The 15,158-nt window shown below is 66.7% G+C and carries 16 protein-coding genes and 1 pseudogene; 10 read left to right on the top strand and 7 right to left on the bottom strand.

Going from position 1 to position 15,158, the window contains the following annotated elements; all coding sequences use genetic code 11:
* Positions 1-66 precede the first annotated feature (66 nt).
* Complete coding sequence (locus tag AC1Q7Q_RS04085) at positions 67-1,434, bottom strand: NTP/NDP exchange transporter (RefSeq protein ID WP_492370865.1); 1,368 nt, start codon at positions 1,432-1,434, stop codon at positions 67-69.
* Positions 1,435-1,441: 7 nt separating this feature from the next.
* A complete protein-coding gene (locus AC1Q7Q_RS04080) occupies positions 1,442-2,377 on the bottom strand; it encodes an aldo/keto reductase (protein WP_492370864.1) in 936 nt (311 codons plus the stop codon).
* Between the two features lie 140 nt (positions 2,378-2,517).
* Between AC1Q7Q_RS04080 and AC1Q7Q_RS04075 the strand changes: the two genes are divergently transcribed.
* From AC1Q7Q_RS04075 to AC1Q7Q_RS04040, 8 genes and pseudogenes are all read left to right on the top strand, one after another.
* A complete protein-coding gene (locus tag AC1Q7Q_RS04075) occupies positions 2,518-2,982 on the top strand; it encodes a DUF3995 domain-containing protein (RefSeq protein WP_492370863.1) in 465 nt (154 codons plus the stop codon).
* A 165-nt stretch (positions 2,983-3,147) separates the two neighbouring features.
* Positions 3,148-4,338: a 4-hydroxybenzoate 3-monooxygenase gene (pobA, locus tag AC1Q7Q_RS04070; RefSeq protein ID WP_492370862.1), complete on the top strand. Its 1,191-nt coding sequence runs from the start codon at positions 3,148-3,150 to the stop codon at positions 4,336-4,338.
* 79 nt (positions 4,339-4,417) lie between these two features.
* Positions 4,418-5,284, top strand: coding sequence for a branched-chain amino acid ABC transporter permease (locus AC1Q7Q_RS04065; protein WP_492370861.1), 867 nt, complete (start codon positions 4,418-4,420; stop codon positions 5,282-5,284).
* Complete coding sequence (locus AC1Q7Q_RS04060; protein WP_492370860.1) at positions 5,281-6,297, top strand: branched-chain amino acid ABC transporter permease; 1,017 nt, start codon at positions 5,281-5,283, stop codon at positions 6,295-6,297. The genes AC1Q7Q_RS04065 and AC1Q7Q_RS04060 overlap by 4 nt, the downstream gene beginning before the upstream one ends.
* Positions 6,294-6,806 (top strand): annotated as a pseudogene (locus tag AC1Q7Q_RS04055) (ABC transporter ATP-binding protein); the annotation flags it as partial. The gene AC1Q7Q_RS04060 and the pseudogene AC1Q7Q_RS04055, both read left to right, overlap by 4 nt.
* Before the next feature lie 156 nt (positions 6,807-6,962).
* Positions 6,963-7,046 (top strand): ABC transporter ATP-binding protein C-terminal domain-containing protein, encoded by an 84-nt coding sequence (locus AC1Q7Q_RS04050; RefSeq protein WP_416053253.1) that lies wholly within the window; start codon positions 6,963-6,965, stop codon positions 7,044-7,046.
* Complete coding sequence (locus tag AC1Q7Q_RS04045) at positions 7,039-7,740, top strand: ABC transporter ATP-binding protein (RefSeq protein WP_492370859.1); 702 nt, start codon at positions 7,039-7,041, stop codon at positions 7,738-7,740. The genes AC1Q7Q_RS04050 and AC1Q7Q_RS04045 overlap by 8 nt, the downstream gene beginning before the upstream one ends.
* 136 nt (positions 7,741-7,876) lie before the next feature.
* On the top strand, positions 7,877-8,476 hold the full coding sequence (locus AC1Q7Q_RS04040) for a DUF6869 domain-containing protein (RefSeq protein ID WP_492370858.1): 600 nt from the start codon (positions 7,877-7,879) through the stop codon (positions 8,474-8,476).
* Here the strand turns inward: AC1Q7Q_RS04040 and AC1Q7Q_RS04035 are convergent.
* On the bottom strand, positions 8,457-9,632 hold the full coding sequence (locus AC1Q7Q_RS04035; RefSeq protein ID WP_492370857.1) for an ABC transporter substrate-binding protein: 1,176 nt from the start codon (positions 9,630-9,632) through the stop codon (positions 8,457-8,459). The two genes, AC1Q7Q_RS04040 and AC1Q7Q_RS04035, sit on opposite strands and share 20 nt — an antisense overlap.
* Positions 9,633-9,829: 197 nt before the next feature.
* Here AC1Q7Q_RS04035 and AC1Q7Q_RS04030 point away from each other — a divergent pair, with 197 nt between their 5' ends.
* Positions 9,830-10,390 (top strand): NADPH-dependent FMN reductase, encoded by a 561-nt coding sequence (locus AC1Q7Q_RS04030; RefSeq protein ID WP_492370856.1) that lies wholly within the window; start codon positions 9,830-9,832, stop codon positions 10,388-10,390.
* A gap of 51 nt (positions 10,391-10,441) precedes the next feature.
* On the opposite strand, the gene AC1Q7Q_RS04025 is transcribed toward AC1Q7Q_RS04030, so the two are convergent.
* The 4 genes from AC1Q7Q_RS04025 to AC1Q7Q_RS04010 all read right to left on the bottom strand — a co-directional run bounded on the left by AC1Q7Q_RS04025 (position 10,442) and on the right by AC1Q7Q_RS04010 (position 14,228).
* On the bottom strand, positions 10,442-11,986 hold the full coding sequence (locus AC1Q7Q_RS04025) for a methyl-accepting chemotaxis protein (RefSeq protein ID WP_253930815.1): 1,545 nt from the start codon (positions 11,984-11,986) through the stop codon (positions 10,442-10,444).
* A gap of 201 nt (positions 11,987-12,187) precedes the next feature.
* Positions 12,188-12,667 (bottom strand): SRPBCC family protein, encoded by a 480-nt coding sequence (locus AC1Q7Q_RS04020; RefSeq protein ID WP_492370855.1) that lies wholly within the window; start codon positions 12,665-12,667, stop codon positions 12,188-12,190.
* A gap of 94 nt (positions 12,668-12,761) precedes the next feature.
* Positions 12,762-13,193, bottom strand: a complete 432-nt coding sequence (locus AC1Q7Q_RS04015; protein WP_043354992.1) for an HU family DNA-binding protein — start codon at positions 13,191-13,193, stop codon at positions 12,762-12,764.
* Positions 13,194-13,469: 276 nt separating this feature from the next.
* Positions 13,470-14,228, bottom strand: coding sequence for a Coq4 family protein (locus AC1Q7Q_RS04010; RefSeq protein WP_492370960.1), 759 nt, complete (start codon positions 14,226-14,228; stop codon positions 13,470-13,472).
* Between the two features lie 200 nt (positions 14,229-14,428).
* On the opposite strand from AC1Q7Q_RS04010, the gene AC1Q7Q_RS04005 reads away from it, so the two are divergent.
* Entirely contained in the window at positions 14,429-15,133 is a 705-nt protein-coding gene (locus AC1Q7Q_RS04005; protein WP_492370854.1) for a Crp/Fnr family transcriptional regulator, read from the top strand.
* Positions 15,134-15,158: the final 25 nt, after the last annotated feature.

Here is a 15,158-nt window from a genome sequence, read left to right as displayed (position 1 = left end):
ATGCGGTGTAGGACAAAGCCTGATTCGCGTATCGTGTTTGTAGCTCCCTGCATCAACTAGCGCTACTTAAGCGCCGCTGCCATCACGCGGCACCGGCGTCATCCCGACGCGGGCCGCCGCCGGCGCGTTCCCGGCCTGGCCTTCATGCTGCCGGCCAAGCCACCATCCCAGCCACGCCCATCCCAGCGCCAGCGCGGCGCCGGTGAACGCCACCACGGCCGGGTGGCCGGAAAGCGCATCGATGGCGGTCTTGAACCAGGCACTCACGGCATCGCCGGCGCGATAGACGGCGGTGTCGATCACATTCTTCGCCTTGTACTTGGTCTCGGCATCCACCACGGTAAACAGCATCTCCCGCCCCGGGCGCAGCAAGGCGTATTCCCCCACGCGGCGCAGGATCATCACCCCGGCCAGCACGCCGAAGGTGGGCCACAGCGCCAGCACCAGGAAGCCAGCCGCCACCGCCAGCGGCACCGCCGTGAGCAGGGAGGTCACGCCATAGCGCCTGGCGATGCGCCCCGACAGGAGCACCTGCACCAGGATGGTCAGCGCCTGCACGATGGCATCGATGGCGCTGAACACCTGCGTCTGCTGCGTGCGGCTGGGAAAGGTCTGCGCCATCAGCCTGGCCTGCTCGAAGTAGAGGAAAGTACTGGCCGTGGCCAGCAGGATCACGAACAGACTGATGCCAAGCAGGTAACGGGACCGCGCCACCAGCGTCAGCCCTGCCCAGAGCCCGCCTCCGATGGGTCGGGCCGGGTCTTGCGCCGGCACCGGATCGTCCGTCACCGGCACGCCCGCGCCGGCGCGCTTGCGCCAGCCGAACAGGTAGCCCACGCCGGGCAGCGTGGCCGCGAGCAGCGCGGCCGACAGCACCATCAGCCCGGTCAGGCCGATGCGCGTCACCAGCCAGCCGCCCAGCAGCGGGCCAGCCAGGCCGCCCGCGCTGGCGCCGGCGGCCAGCAGGCCGAACAGCCGGCGCGCCTGGCCGGGGCGGAACACGTCCGCCATCAGGCTCCACGCCACCGACACCACGAACAGGTTGAACACCGATAGCCAGACGTAAAACACGCGCGCCAGCCAGATGTTGTCCGGCGCGCCACGCGTGGCCACGGCAAAACCCAGCAGGTTGGCAATAAAGAACGCATAGACCCAGGGCACGAAACGCCGGCGGGGCAGCCGCGCGCTGCACAAGCCATAGAAGGGAATGGCCACCAGCATGACCACGAAGGTGGCGGTGAACAGCCATTGCAGGTTTTGCACGCCGCCGGCAATGCCCATGGTCTCTCGCACCGGGCGCAGCATGAAGTAGCTGGCGAACAGGCAGAAGAAGAACAGAAAGCCAGCCGCGACGGCGTTGCCTTCACCGGGCTGGATGCCAAGCCCGTGCCGGGTGGCCTGCCTGGGGTCCGCGGAGTTTATGGGGTCTGCCATGATGGGTTCAGGCGGCCAGCAGCGCGGCAATGCGCTCGCGCTGGCGCGCATCGGGCATGCGGCCAAGGCCCGCGCCAAGGTTGTCCTGCATGTTGCGGGGCTTGGAGGTGGCTGGGATCGCTGCCGTCACCGCGGGGTGGCTGACAATGAATTTCAGGAAGATCTGGCCCCAGGACGCGCAGTCGATCTCGCCGGCCCAGGGCGGCAGCGGCCGGTCCTTGACTGCGCGGAACAGGCGCCCGTCCTGGAACGGGCGATTGACCAGCACGGCCACGCCGCGCTCCTGGCACAGCGGCAGCAGCGCGCGTTCGGCATTGCGCTCGGCCAGGGAATAGTTCAGCTGCACAAAATCCAGGCGTTCGCTGCGCACGATCTGCGCCAGCGCCTCATGCGCGTCCTCGCGGTAGTGGGTGATGCCGACATAGCGCGTCTTGCCCTGATCCTTCAGTTGGCGCGCAAAGCGCAGGTTGTCGCGCCAGTCGATCAGGTTGTGGACCTGTAGCAGATCCACGGTATCGCTATGCAGGTCGCGCAGCGACTGTGTCCATTGCGCCTGCGCCGCGCCGCCGGCCGGGCTGGATATCTTGGTGGCCAGGAAGACTTTGCTGCGGGCATTGGCGTCGCGCAGCAGCTCGCCGGTGACGCCTTGCGCGCTGCCATAGCTGGGCGCGGTGTCGATCACCGGGCCGGACGTTTGCAGCAGCAAGGCCAGGACCTCGGCCAGCGGGGCGCGTTCGGCGCGTTCGGTTCCCACGTTGAAGGTATTGGCCGTGCCCATGCCGATCACCGGCAGGGTTTCGTGGCCGCCGGGCAGTGCCCGGCGCAATGGCCCGGCAGCGGGCGGCGCCGCGAGCGTGCTGGCGGGCCAGGCGCCGCAGGACAGGCTAAGTGCGGCGGCAAGGCGCGCGCCGTGGCCAAGAAAACGGCGTCTATCGGATGACATGACGATCTCCTTGCTGGTGGGCCCGGAACCTGGCGGCCGGGGCTGCGGCATTTAGTCACTGCGCGCCGCGCAGCGGCCCGGCTAGCTTAAGCTGTTGCCTCGATCCGGATCATATTCTCACAGATAGGAAACCTGCCGCCATGGTCGCTCTGCTGGTCGCCTGCACCTACTTCTTGCTTGCCGGTGTGCATGTCTACTGGGCGCTGGGCGGGCGCCTGGCAAAGGATGCCGCTGTTCCCCGTGTGCCGCGCAAGGTAGCCGCCGGCGACATTGCGCCACCGGCAACGGCGAGCGCGATGGTGCCCGCCTTCACGCCCTCGCGCACGGGCACGCTGCTGGTTGCCGTCGGCCTGGCGGTGGTGGCCCTGATGGTGGGCGCGCGCGCCGGGCTGGCCACGGCGCCTTGCACCGGGCCGGTCCTGCAATGGGCCATCGGCCTGGTCGCGCTGGCCATGCTGGCCAGGGCAGTGGGCGATTTTCGGCTGGTTGGCTTCTTCAAGCGCATCACCGGCTCTTCGTTTGCCTGGCTGGATACGCGGGTCTATTCTCCCCTGTGCCTGACGCTGTCCGCTGGCCTGGCGTACGTGGCGATCCTCCCGCCCTGAGCGTCGCCGCATTCCTGGCAGCCGCCTGCGCCGTATCGCAAGAACCCCCGATTGCAAAATGAAGTGGCGCGTCTGACAATGCCCAGCACCAGAGGCCGGGCGCTGCCGCCACGGCCCATCCGGCGGGCCACGCAGGCAACGAAAAACGGGGGACGGGAGACCACGATGCGCACCCAGGTCGCGATCATCGGCGCCGGGCCGGCAGGCCTGCTGCTGGGCCATCTGCTGCGCCGCGCCGGTGTCGATGCCGTGGTCATCGAGGACCGCAGCCGCCAGCATGTGGAAGGACGCATCCGGGCGGGCGTGCTGGAGCAGGGGACCGTCGACCTGCTGGTGGCATCCGGCGTGGGCGAGCGCCTGCAGCGCCAGGGCCTGCGCCACCATGGCATCGACCTGTTGTTCGACGGGGTCCGGCACCACATCGACCTGTCCGGGCCAACCGGCGGCCGCGCCATTACCGTGTATGGCCAGCACGAAGTGGTCAAGGACCTGATCGCCGCGCGCTTGGCGGATGGCGCGCCCATCTTGTTCGAGGCCAGCGGCGTGGCCCTGCATGGCGTTGACAGCAGCAAGCCCAGCGTCACGTTCACCCACGGCGGCAAGCGCCACACGCTGCATTGCGATTTCATCGCCGGCTGCGATGGCTTTCATGGGGTCTCGCGCGAGGCAATTCCGCCGGCTGCGCTGCAGGTGTTCGAGCGGCGCTATCCGTTTGCGTGGCTGGGCATCCTGGCCGAGGCCGCGCCCGCCGCGCAGGAACTGATCTACGCCAGCCATGCGCGCGGCTTCGCGCTGTTTTCGATGCGCTCGCCGCAGATCACGCGGCTCTACCTGCAATGCCGGCCCGACGAGGATCTCGCCCAGTGGCCCGACGCGCGGATCTGGCAGGAACTGCACGCCCGCCTGGAGACCGGCGACGGCTGGCGGCTCAACGAGGGCCCCGTGCTGCAGAAGGGCGTAACGCCCATGCGCAGCCACGTGGTGGAGCCCATGCAATACGGCCGGCTGTTCCTGGCCGGCGATGCCGCTCATATCGTGCCGCCCACCGGCGCCAAGGGCATGAACCTGGCCGTGGCCGACGTGCGCACGCTGGCGCGCGCGTTGGCCGCGCACTATGGCGAGCGCCGCGACGACCTGCTGGCGGCATACTCCGCCACGTGCCTGCGGCGGGTCTGGCGTGCCGAGCATTTTTCCTGGTGGATGACCGCGTTGCTGCATCGCTTTGCCGACCAGACCCCCTTCATGGCGCGGCTGCAGCAAGCCGAGCTGGAATACGTTGCCGCTTCGCCCGCCGCCGCCGCGGCTCTCGCGGAAAACTATGTCGGGCTGCCATTCACCACCTTCGAGGGCGATTGAGTGCCCGTCCCGATCGCCATACAGGAGATGTCATGACAAAGCTTGGTTGCGCGCCACCGTGGCCGGGGGAGGGCCGACGATGATCGCCAGTTTTCTCGGCGTGCTGTTCGACGGGCTGGCCTATGGCTGCCTGCTGTTCCTGATCAGCGTAGGGCTGTCGGTGACCATGGGCCTGATGAATTTCGTCAACCTGGCCCACGGCGCGTTCGCCATGTTCGGCGGCTACGTGGCGGTGGTCCTGATGACCCGGGCCGGCGTGCCCTTCCTGGCGACGCTGCCGCTAGCCTTCGTGGGGGCCGCGGTGGTGGGCTGGGTGCTGGAGCGCACCCTGTACCGGCGGCTGTACCGCGCCAGCCATCTCGACCAGGTGCTGTTCTCGATCGGGCTGACCTTCATGGCGATCGCGGGGGCCACCTACGTGTTCGGGCCGGGCCAGCAGCCGGTGGCGCTGCCCGACTTCCTGCTCGGCCAGGTGCACGTGGCGGGCCTGGACCTTGGCGCCTATCGCTTGTTCCTGATCGGCGTGGTGGTGGTCATCACCGCGGCGCTGGGCTGGCTGGTGGCGCGCACGCGCTTTGGCGCGCAGGTGCGCGCGGCGGTGGACAACCAGCAAGCGGCGCGCGGCCTGGGCATCAACGTGGAGCGGGTATTCAGCCTGACCTTCGCGCTTGGGTCCGGGCTGGCCGGGCTGGGCGGCGGGCTGGGCATCGACGTGCTGGGGCTCGATCCGTCGTTCCCGCTCAAGTACATGGTGTATTTCCTGCTGGTGGTGGCGGTGGGCGGCGCGGGCACCATCCGCGGCCCGCTGGTGGCGGCGCTGCTGCTTGGCGTGGCCGATGTGGCCGGCAAGTATTACGTGCCGGCGGTAGGCGCCTTTGTCATCTACGCGCTGATGGTGCTGCTGCTGGTGCTGTTCCCAGCCGGCCTTTACGGGAGGCGGGCATGAGCGCTGTTGACGAGCTGCCGAATCGCGCGATCGAGCGGCGTACCCATCTGCCCGACGGGCGCTGGCGCGTTGGCGAGATCGTGTTCTGGCTGGTGCCGGTGGCAGTGTTCTTCCTCTTGCCCGGCTACCTGATCCTTGGCAGCCAGGTGCTGATCACCGGGCTCTTCGCGCTGTCGTTGGATTTGCTGCTGGGCTACGCCGGGATCGTCTCGCTGGGACATGCGGCCTTCTTCGGCCTGGGCGCCTACACCGCCGGGCTGCTGGCCGCGCATGGCTGGGGCGAGCCGGTCTCGGGCCTGCTCGCGGCCGGCGCGGTGGCTGGCCTGGCGGGTTGGCTGGCGAGTTTCCTGGTGGTGCGCGGCGGCGACCTGACCCGGCTCATGGTCACGCTGGGCATCGGGCTGATGCTGTTCGAGGCGGCCAACAAGGCGGCCTTCCTGACCGGCGGCGTGGATGGCCTGTCGGGCGTCACCATGGCGCCGTTGCTCGGGCTGTTCGAGTTCGACCTGTTTGGCAAGACCGCCTACCTTTACAGCCTGGTGGTGACGTTCCTGTTGTTCGTGCTGGTGCGCAGGCTGGTGGCTTCGCCCTTCGGGCTGTCGCTGCGCGGCATGCGCGAAGGCGTGCGCCGCATGCCGGCGCTGGGTGTCGACGTGCCGCGCCGCCTGGGCGCGGTGTTCGCCGTGGCGGCGGCGCTGGCCGGCGTGGCCGGTGGGCTGCTGGCGCAGACGACGCAGTTCGTCGGCATGGACGTGCTTGGCTTCCCGCGTTCGGCGGAACTGCTGGTGATGCTGGTGCTGGGTGGCGCGGGCCGCCTGTACGGCGCACTGCTCGGGGCGGCCGTGTTCATGGTCGCGCAAGATGTGCTGGCGGGCATCAACCCGGTGTACTGGCAGTTCTGGATTGGCCTGCTGCTGGTGGTGATCGTGCTGTTTGCGCGTGGCGGGCTGATGGGCGCGCTGGATGCCTTGCGCCGTGCCATGCGCCGCAAGCCGGGAGGAGGGCGGCCATGACCAGGTTGCTGCGTACCGAGGGATTGTCCAGGTCCTGGGGCGGGTTTGCCGCCAACAGCGATATCTCCCTGCAGTTTCCGCCGGGCGCCCGCCATGCGCTGATCGGGCCTAACGGCGCGGGCAAGACCACCTTCATCAACCTGCTTACCGGGGCCTTGCCGGCCAGCAGCGGGAGGATCTGGCTGGGCGACGAAGATATCACGCAATTGCCCCAGCACGCACGGGTGCGGCGCGGCATGACCCGGACCTTCCAGATCAACACCTTGTTCCCCGGCCTGACGGTGCTCGAATCCGTGGTGCTGGCGGTGGCCGAGCGCAGCGGTGCCACCCGGATCTGGCATCGCACCGTGGCTTCGCAGCGGGCACTGGCCGACGAGGCCATGGCGGTGCTGGCCAGCCTGCGCCTGCACGCCGAGGCCGATACCGAGACGCGCAGCCTGCCATACGGCAAGCAGCGTCTGGTGGAAATCGCGCTGGCGCTGGCCACCCGGCCCGCCATCCTGCTGCTGGACGAACCCGCGGCGGGCATCCCGGCCGGGGAGAGCGCAGAGCTGTTCGGCGTGATCGCCGGCTTGCCGCGCGACATCACCATCCTGTTTATCGAGCACGACATGGACCTGGTATTTCGCTTTGCCGAGCGCATTACGGTGCTGGTGGGTGGCCGCGTGCTGACCGAGGGCACGCCGGCCGAGATCGGCGCCGATCCCCGCGTCAGGGAGGTATACCTCGGGGAGGCCGCCCATGACTGAACTGCTGCGGGTGCAGGGGCTGAGTGCGGGCTATGGCGACGCCGTCGTGCTCGACGGCATCGACCTGGCGATGGATGCCGGCGAGAGCCTGGCCTTGCTGGGCCGCAACGGGGTGGGCAAGAGCACGCTGCTGATGACGTTGATGGGCCTGACCCGGCAGCGGCGCGGCAGCCTGTCTTGGCGCGGGCGCGACCTGGCGCGGCTGGCGGCGCATCAGCGCGCCGCCGCCGGCCTGGGATGGGTGCCGCAGGAGCGCTGCATGTTCCTGTCCCTGACCGTGGAGGAACACCTGACGGCGGTGGCACGTCCGGGCCACTGGAATGTCGCTCGGGTCTACGAAGTCTTTCCCCGGCTGCAGGAACGGCGCGCAAACCTGGGCAACCAGTTGTCGGGGGGAGAGCAGCAGATGCTGGCAATTGGCCGGGCGCTCATGGTAAACCCGGCCCTGCTATTACTCGACGAGCCGATGGAGGGATTGGCGCCTATCATTGTTCAGGAATTGCAGCATGTGATCCGCCGCTTGATCGAGGAAGGCGGCATGGCTGTGATCGTGGTGGAGCAGCACGCTCGCCTGGCGCTTGGCATGACGCGGCGCGCGATGGTGCTCGATCGCGGCAAGGTAGTGTTTGAGTCGACCAGCGCGGAGCTGCTGGCGGACAAGGGCAATCTGGACAGGTTGCTGACGGTTGCCTGAGCCCAACCCCGGTATGGTCAACCGGCGGCAAGCGATAGGCGGCGAGCGTTGGTGGCCGTCAGCGGCCGTTGACGGCAACACCGCCTTCGGCCAGCGGCAGTGCCCATTTTTCGCAGGCGGGTAGTCACGGGGAACTATGGAAACCCATGAGCAGAATCGGCTCGTCAACGCCTATATCCAGCGTTACAGCCGCTACGACCCGGCCATTGGCCGGCACGAGGTGCGCTCGTTCTGGGTCTGGCAGGCTTGCGACTGGCTCGGCGTCAACGACCCCGAAGGGTTATGGCGGCTGGTGCAGGAAGTCCTGGCCCGCACCGATAGTCCCCGTGTCCTTGCCGCGCTCGCTGCAGGCGAGCTCGAAGACCTGATCGAATACCACGGCCCGGCCTTCATCGGCCGCATCGAGCAGGAGGCCGCGCGCGCCCCGCGCTTTCGCCGCCTGCTGTGCGGCGTCTGGCGCAGTTCCACGCCCGAGGTCTGGGCGCGGGTGCTGGCCGCCAGCGACAGCAATTTCAACGAAGTGCCGCAGCGTGCGATGTGGATATGCTACGAGCAGCGTGGCTGGGATGTGCAGGGCGCAGCGGCGCAGCCCGATGGCGAGGCAGGCGTGTCCCGCGAGACCCACAGACAGCCCGCCCGTGTCGTGCCATCGCCATCGCAGTTCCGGCAGCGTGAAGGCGCGATGCACGCAGACTCGCCGCATCACGCCGCCTGGCCTACTTCCCCGGATCCTTGACGTTGTCGAACTTGTCGAACTCCACGTTGTAGAGCTCGCCGCCAACCTTCTCCACACGCCGGATATAGACGGTCTGGACTACATCGCGGGTGTCCGGGTCGATCATGATCGGGCCGCGCGGGCTGACGATCTTCATGCCCTTGAGCGCCGCGACGAACTTGTCGCCGTCGGTCGCGCCGCCGGTCTTCTTCAGCGCGTCGTAGATTGCGCGCATGCCGTCATAGGCGGCCACGGCCATGAAGTTAGGCCGGCCGGCGCCGGGATTGGCTTCGGCAAAGGCTTTCAAGAAGGCCTTGTTCTCGGGCGAATCGTGCGCCATCGAGTAATGGAACGACGTGATCACGCCCAGCGTGGCGTCGCCCATGGCCGGCAGCACATGGTCGTCGGTCAGGTCGCCGGTGGCGATCACGCGGATGCCGGCCTCGGCCAGGCCGCGCTCGCGAAAGCCCTTCATGAACGCCACGCCTTGCTCGCCGGCGGGCAGGAACAGAAACACCGCCTCCGGCTTGGCATCCTTGATGCGCTGGATGAACGGCGCGAACTCCGGGTTGCGCAGCGGCACCCGGATCGATTCGACCACCTGTCCGCCGCCGCCGATGAAATTGGTCTTGAACGCGGTCTCCGCGTCGATCCCCGGCGCGTAGTCCGCCACCAGCGTCACTACCTTGCGCACTTTGTTCTTGATGGCCCAGGTGGCCATCGGCGCCGAGATCTGCGGCAAGGTCATCGACACCCGCGCGATATACGCGGATTTGGTGGTGATCGAGGACGACGCCGCGTTGAAGATCACCATCGGCTTTCTGGCTTGCTCTGCAATCGGCGCCACTGCCAGGGCCTCGGGCGTGAGGCCGAAGCCGGCCAGCACGTCGACCTTGTCGCGCACCACCAGCTCCTGTGCCAGCCGCTTGGCCACATCCGGGGCCGGGCCCGTGGTGTCCTTGCTGATGATCTGCACCTTGCGCCCCGCCACGGTATCGCCATTGAGCTTCTGGAACGCCTTGATGCCGCCTTCCATCTGCTTGCCATAGTCGGCAAAGCTGCCCGAGAAGGGCGCGATCAGCCCGATCCTGACGGGATCGGCGGCGTGGGCAAGCGTTGGCGCCATGGCAAGCACGCTGCAAGCCGCGAGGGCACGCAGCAAGGGGGCAAAGGTCATCGATGGTCTCCTGGTCGAGTGCGCTCTGGTCCCGCAAAGGGGCCGGGCGGGTGCTGGCGCGGGGCACTGGCACAGGAGTTTAGGGGGCGGGGCGGTTTGGTGCAATCGGGGCTTGCGCAAAGGGCTGCGGGCAGCCAGGCGCATTCGGCATAGAATGCGCGCTGGCTCAGACACCACCCATGCGGTGCAAATCGGGAATGATGAAAGTACTTGCGCTATCCGGCAGCCTGCGGGCTGTGTCCATCAATTCCGCGCTGCTGCGCGCGGCCGCGCGGCTGGCGCCAGCGAATGTGTCGGTTGCAGTGTTCAGCGGTCTTGGGGCGTTGCCGCTGTTCAACCCGGACGACGAGGCTTGTCCGCATGCCAGCGTGACACGCTTGTTTGCCGAGGTGGCGCAGGCGGACGCGCTGCTGATCGCTAGCCCCGAGTACGCGCACGGCGTGACCGGCACGATCAAGAATGCACTGGACTGGCTGGTGGGTTACGAGCCGTTCGCCTTCAAGCCGGTCGCCGTGCTCAATGCATCGCCGCGCGCGCACCATGCCGATGCGGCACTGCGCGAGACCTTGAAGACGATGGCCGCCGTCATTATCGAGCCGGCGTCGATCACCGTGCCATTGCTGGGCGCCAGGCTGGATGAGGATGGCATGGTATCGACGCCGGCCATTGCCGCTGCCATTCAAGAAGCGCTGGTGGCGCTGTACGATGCCGTCGTCCTTCACAAGACGACGGCAGTTGCCACCTTTCCGCTGGCGTGACCGGCAAGCGGCTCGCGGCGCGCCATAGGAGGACCAGGAGGGGCGGGCGGTTCAGGCAGCCACGAGGCGGAACGTGGATACCGCTTCCTTCAGGCGCTGGGCCTGCTCTTCCAGCGATCCCGCTGCGGCCGCGGCTTGCTCCACCAGCGCGGCGTTCTGCTGCGTCACCGTGTCCATCTGGGTGACGGCCTGGTTGACCTGCTCGATGCCGGCGCTCTGCTCGGCCGAGGCGGCGCTGATCTCGCCCATGATGTCGGTCACGCGTTTTACCGCGCCCACGATCTCATCCATGGTCTGGCCGGCCTTGGTGACCAGCTGCGAGCCCTTTTCCACGCGCTCGACCGAGTCGCCGATCAGCGACTTGATCTCCTTGGCGGCGGTCGCGCTGCGCTGCGCCAGGCTGCGCACCTCGCCGGCCACCACGGCAAAGCCCCGGCCTTGCTCGCCCGCGCGGGCGGCTTCCACCGCGGCGTTGAGGGCGAGGATGTTGGTCTGGAAGGCGATGCCCTCGATCACGGCAATGATGTCGACCACCTTGCGCGAAGCACCGTTGATCTCCTGCATGGTGTCGACCACCTGGCCAACCACCGCACCGCCCTTGATCGCGATCTCGGAGGCGTTGACGGCGAGCGAGCTCGCCTGCTTGGCGTTGTCCGCGTTCTGGCGGACGATGCTGGTCAGCTCCTCCATGCTGGAGGCCGTTTCCTGCAGTGACGACGCTTGTTCTTCCGTGCGCTGGGACAGGTCCGTGTTGCCTGCGGCGATCTGGCTCGTGCCGGACGCAATGGATTCGGTGCCGGTGCGCACCTGGGTCACGATGCGCAGGATGTTGCCATTCATGTCGCCCAGGGCGCGCAGCAGCTGGCCAGTCTCGTCCTTGCTATCCGAGCGGATGTGGCTGGTCAGGTCGCCAGACGCCACCTTGCGCGCGAAGCCCACGGCGCGATGCAGCGGCGCGGTGATGCCGGCGGTCAGCCATACCGAGAACGCCACGCCAATGGCCAGCACCAGCACGCCAAGCGCGATCAGGCGATTGCGTGCGGAGAGGTAGATCTCGTTGATGTCCAATGCGGTCTGGTCAATGCTGGCGCGCTGGATATCCAGCAGCTTCTGGATCTCGGCAAGGTAGGCATTGCCGGCGGGCACGAACTCGCTCTCGAGCACCTGGTTGGCTTCGTCGGTCTGGCCGGCTTCCTTGAGCTTGGTGATCTTGTCGCGCGAGTCGTTGTACGGCTTGCGCACGGTCTGGATCGTCTTGAACGCCGCCTTCTCCGCGTCGGAGGACAGCATCGGCTCGATCTTGTCGCGCAACGCCGCGATGGCGTCGACCGACCCCTTCGTCTCGGCGGCGAAGAATGCGCCCAGGCTCGGGTCGGCACTGCGCGCCACCGCGGTGGTGCGACGCACGCTCGTATGCATCAGGCGATACCAGTCGCTGACGACGCGCTCCTTGGCCAGCGGCTGCTGCATCATGTCGTGCGTGTGGCTGGCCACGTCCTGCAGCCCCAGGATGCTGAACACGGTCATGAGCGTTGACAGCAGCAGCACCACGCCAAAGCCAATGCCAAGGCGTACCCCAATTCCAAGATTCTTCATTTTCTTCTACCTGAATGGAAATAATAAGGCGGCGAAATGCTGGCCCATAGGACCTGGATTCGCTCTATTGTCAGCCGCGCCGTTTATCGCGAACGCATCTGCGGACTATGGTGAATATCGGCTATCGAGGTGGGAACTTGAGTGGCGGGGCTTGTCGCCCGGCCGGCAGGCCGCGAGAGCGGCCTGGCGAGGATGGCGTGCTCAGGCGGATTCGCGCAGGCTCTGCAGTGCCAGCCGCTGCCAGTTTCGCGCGGCATAAGCATGCGCCTGGCGCAGCGCCGCCCAGAGACCGACGAGCCTGATGTCCTTCAGGAATCCCTTGGCTTCGAATTCGGTCGTGCGCCGTACCCGTGTCCTGCCATCGCCCAGCGGCTCAAGGCTGAAGGTGTCGATCAGCTTGCCGACCCAGGCACGGCACCAGACTGTGCTTTCCTGCATCTGGTACTGCAGCAGCCGGTCCGGCTCCAGTTGCAGGATGCGCTGGTCGATGGTGCCCCGGTCCGTGGTGCATTGCCGCGTGTTCCCGACCGCCGCGACGCCCTCCAGGACGCGGCAGCTCATTGGCTTTGGAATGCCCAGCCAGAACAGCAGCGGGCGCGACGCATCCATGCGGGCATGAAGGAAGTGCGGCCAGACATGCCGTGGCTCGCACTCAAAAATCCACTCGGACCTGATCTTCATCGCGTGTGCTCGATATCGGGTATTGACCTGCAATGCAAAAGGGAGCCACGCGGGCTCCCTTTTGTTCCAGCTGCGTTCTGTTTGCCCGCTCAGCTTACAGCGCGGCGTCCTTCAGCTTCTTCATCGGGCGAACCTTGACCTTGACGGTCGCCGGCTTGGCAGCGAACCACTGGTCTTCGCCGGTGAACGGGTTCTTGCCGAAGCGCTTCTTGGTGGCGGCAACCTGGGTTGCCACGACCTTGAACAGGCCCGGCAGGGTGAATTCGCCGGCGCCCTTCTTGTGCACCGCGCTCAGGATGGTGTTTTCCAGATGGACCAGCACGGTCTTGACCGTCTTGGCATCCAGTTCAGTCTGGGCCACCAGGTGGGCCACCAGGCTGGACTTGTTGAACGTGTCCTTCAGGGGTTTCACCGCCGGCGCGGCCGCTGCGACCTTCTTTGCCGGAGCCGCCTTCTTTGCCGGCGCCGCCTTCTTGGCGGCAGGCTTGGCGGTGGTCTTTACGACAGCATTTGCTTTGGTAGCCATGGATTATGGAGTCTTGTGTTCGTTGAATGACGCTTGCTGCCGACGGCGGCAAGCGTATGGGGAGCATAACATTCCCACTGGCGCCTGCCAAACGTCTGCAATCACAATCGACAATAGACAAGGGACAGTGCTTTGGGTCCCGGCTGCGGAAATTACGGATGGATGCGGGATGCCATTTTGATGGATGCGCCCGATGCGATTGATAAAATACGAAATTCGCCAGAAACGCAGCAGGAGTGCCCACAGGCCCACAGGCCCATAGGCAGCGCCCGGAGCTTAGTCGGAAAACAGCGATTGCGAAGCCGCGCCCTGTGGCTGGCATTGCGCGGCCTTGCTGGCTGCCTGGTACAGCACGGGTTCGAGAATGCCCAGCCGCGCGCGCGCTGCCTCGAGCGGCTCATGCAGCAGCGTCTCGTAGTCCTCGGCCATCAGCCACTTCGCCTTGCGTCCATGGCGATAGCCCTCGACGACGGCGCGCAAGTACGCGGTGTTGCCGGTCTTGCGCAGGCTCTGCAAGGCGGTAGCAACGGCGATGAATGCCCAGCCGAGGGCGCCGGTCTGTGCGTAGCTGAACGCCACCAGCGCTGCTTCGCCCATGTTCTCGTTGGCCTTGTAGCCGGTCAGCACATGCCAGATGTCGTGGATGTCACGGGTTCGCCTGCCGAACCAGGCGTAGGGATCCTCGACCAGCGGCTCGCTGTTGAGGTTTGAAATCGCGGCAAGTCCGGCGGCGCTGTAGCCCGTTTGCTCCAGGAACGCGCGGTAGGCGGCGCCGAGCGTGCCGGGTGCGAAGCTGGCGATGAACGCCGGGTCGGAGAAGCGCTCCGTCAGTTCGACGCGAAGATAAGCCAGCCGCCGCCCGCTCGTGGTCCTCAGGAGCCGCGCGTAGTTCTTTGGCGCGGACGGGCCGTTGAGGGCGCGCATGATGAGAAACACTTGCGTGGTGTCGTCTCCGTTTGCCAGCAGCTTGCGGATCGCACGGAATGCGGCTGGAAAGTCACGCTTATACAGAGCGGGGGAGGTCGCTACGTCCATTGCCTCGTTCCTCTTATCGGGTTTGTTGCCGGCGGTTGTTGCCGGGATGGCGAAGTCGCCGGTGCTTCGGGTCTTCAGGGTTTGCGGGGTTTTCAGGGTGTCCAGGGTTTTCATCCAGGTCCCTGATCGCAATGAGCGATCTTTGCAGGGAATGGCCGACTACAATGTCGTCTTCCTGACATAAGACTACGATTGGCGCTGTGTCAAAGTCATCCACCCCCGAAGACCACCTCGCTGCCCTGCGATCCAGCGTATGGTTCGCCGGTCTTGCCGCTGATTTTCAACGATGGATCGTCGCGCACGCCAAGGTCAGGTCGCTAGCTGCGGGCCAACGCTTGTTCGCGCACGGGGACCCGGCGGATGGCCTGTACTTTGTGGTGGCTGGCGCCATCCGCATGACCAGTTCCTCCGCCGATGGCAAGGAGGCACTGCTGGCTTTTGCGGAAACGCCGCAATGGTTCGGCGAGGTTGCCTTGTTTGACGCCTTGCCGCGCGCCCACGATGCCTGGATCGAGTCCGACGTGGTGCTGCTGCATATCGACCAGCAGGATGCGGTGCGGTTTCTCGACGAAAATCCGGTGCACTGGAAAGCGGTGGGCCTGCTGATGGCCCCAAAGCTCAGGCTGGCGTTTGAAGCGATTGAGTCGTCGGTGCTGATGCCTGTGCCGGTCAGGCTGGCGCGCCGCTTGCTGGCCATCGCCGGCGGCTATGGCGAGCGCCATGGCCTGAGCAAGCGGGTGATCAACGTGCAGCAAGAGCAACTCGGCTTGATGCTGTCGGTTTCGCGGCAAACGGTGAACCAGATTCTCCGGGATTTCGAGGCGCAGGGCCTGGTGCAGCGCACGCGGGGGTCCATCGAGATCCTGGATCTCGCGTCGCTGCGAAGATTCGCGGAGGTCGGCTAGGTCATTTGCCGGCCCGCCGCGATCG

The organism is Cupriavidus sp. GW823-FHT07A04 (genome assembly GCF_058794615.1).
The sequence above is the reverse complement of the archived record's forward strand: the minus strand, read 5'-3'. Positions and strand labels throughout refer to the sequence as shown.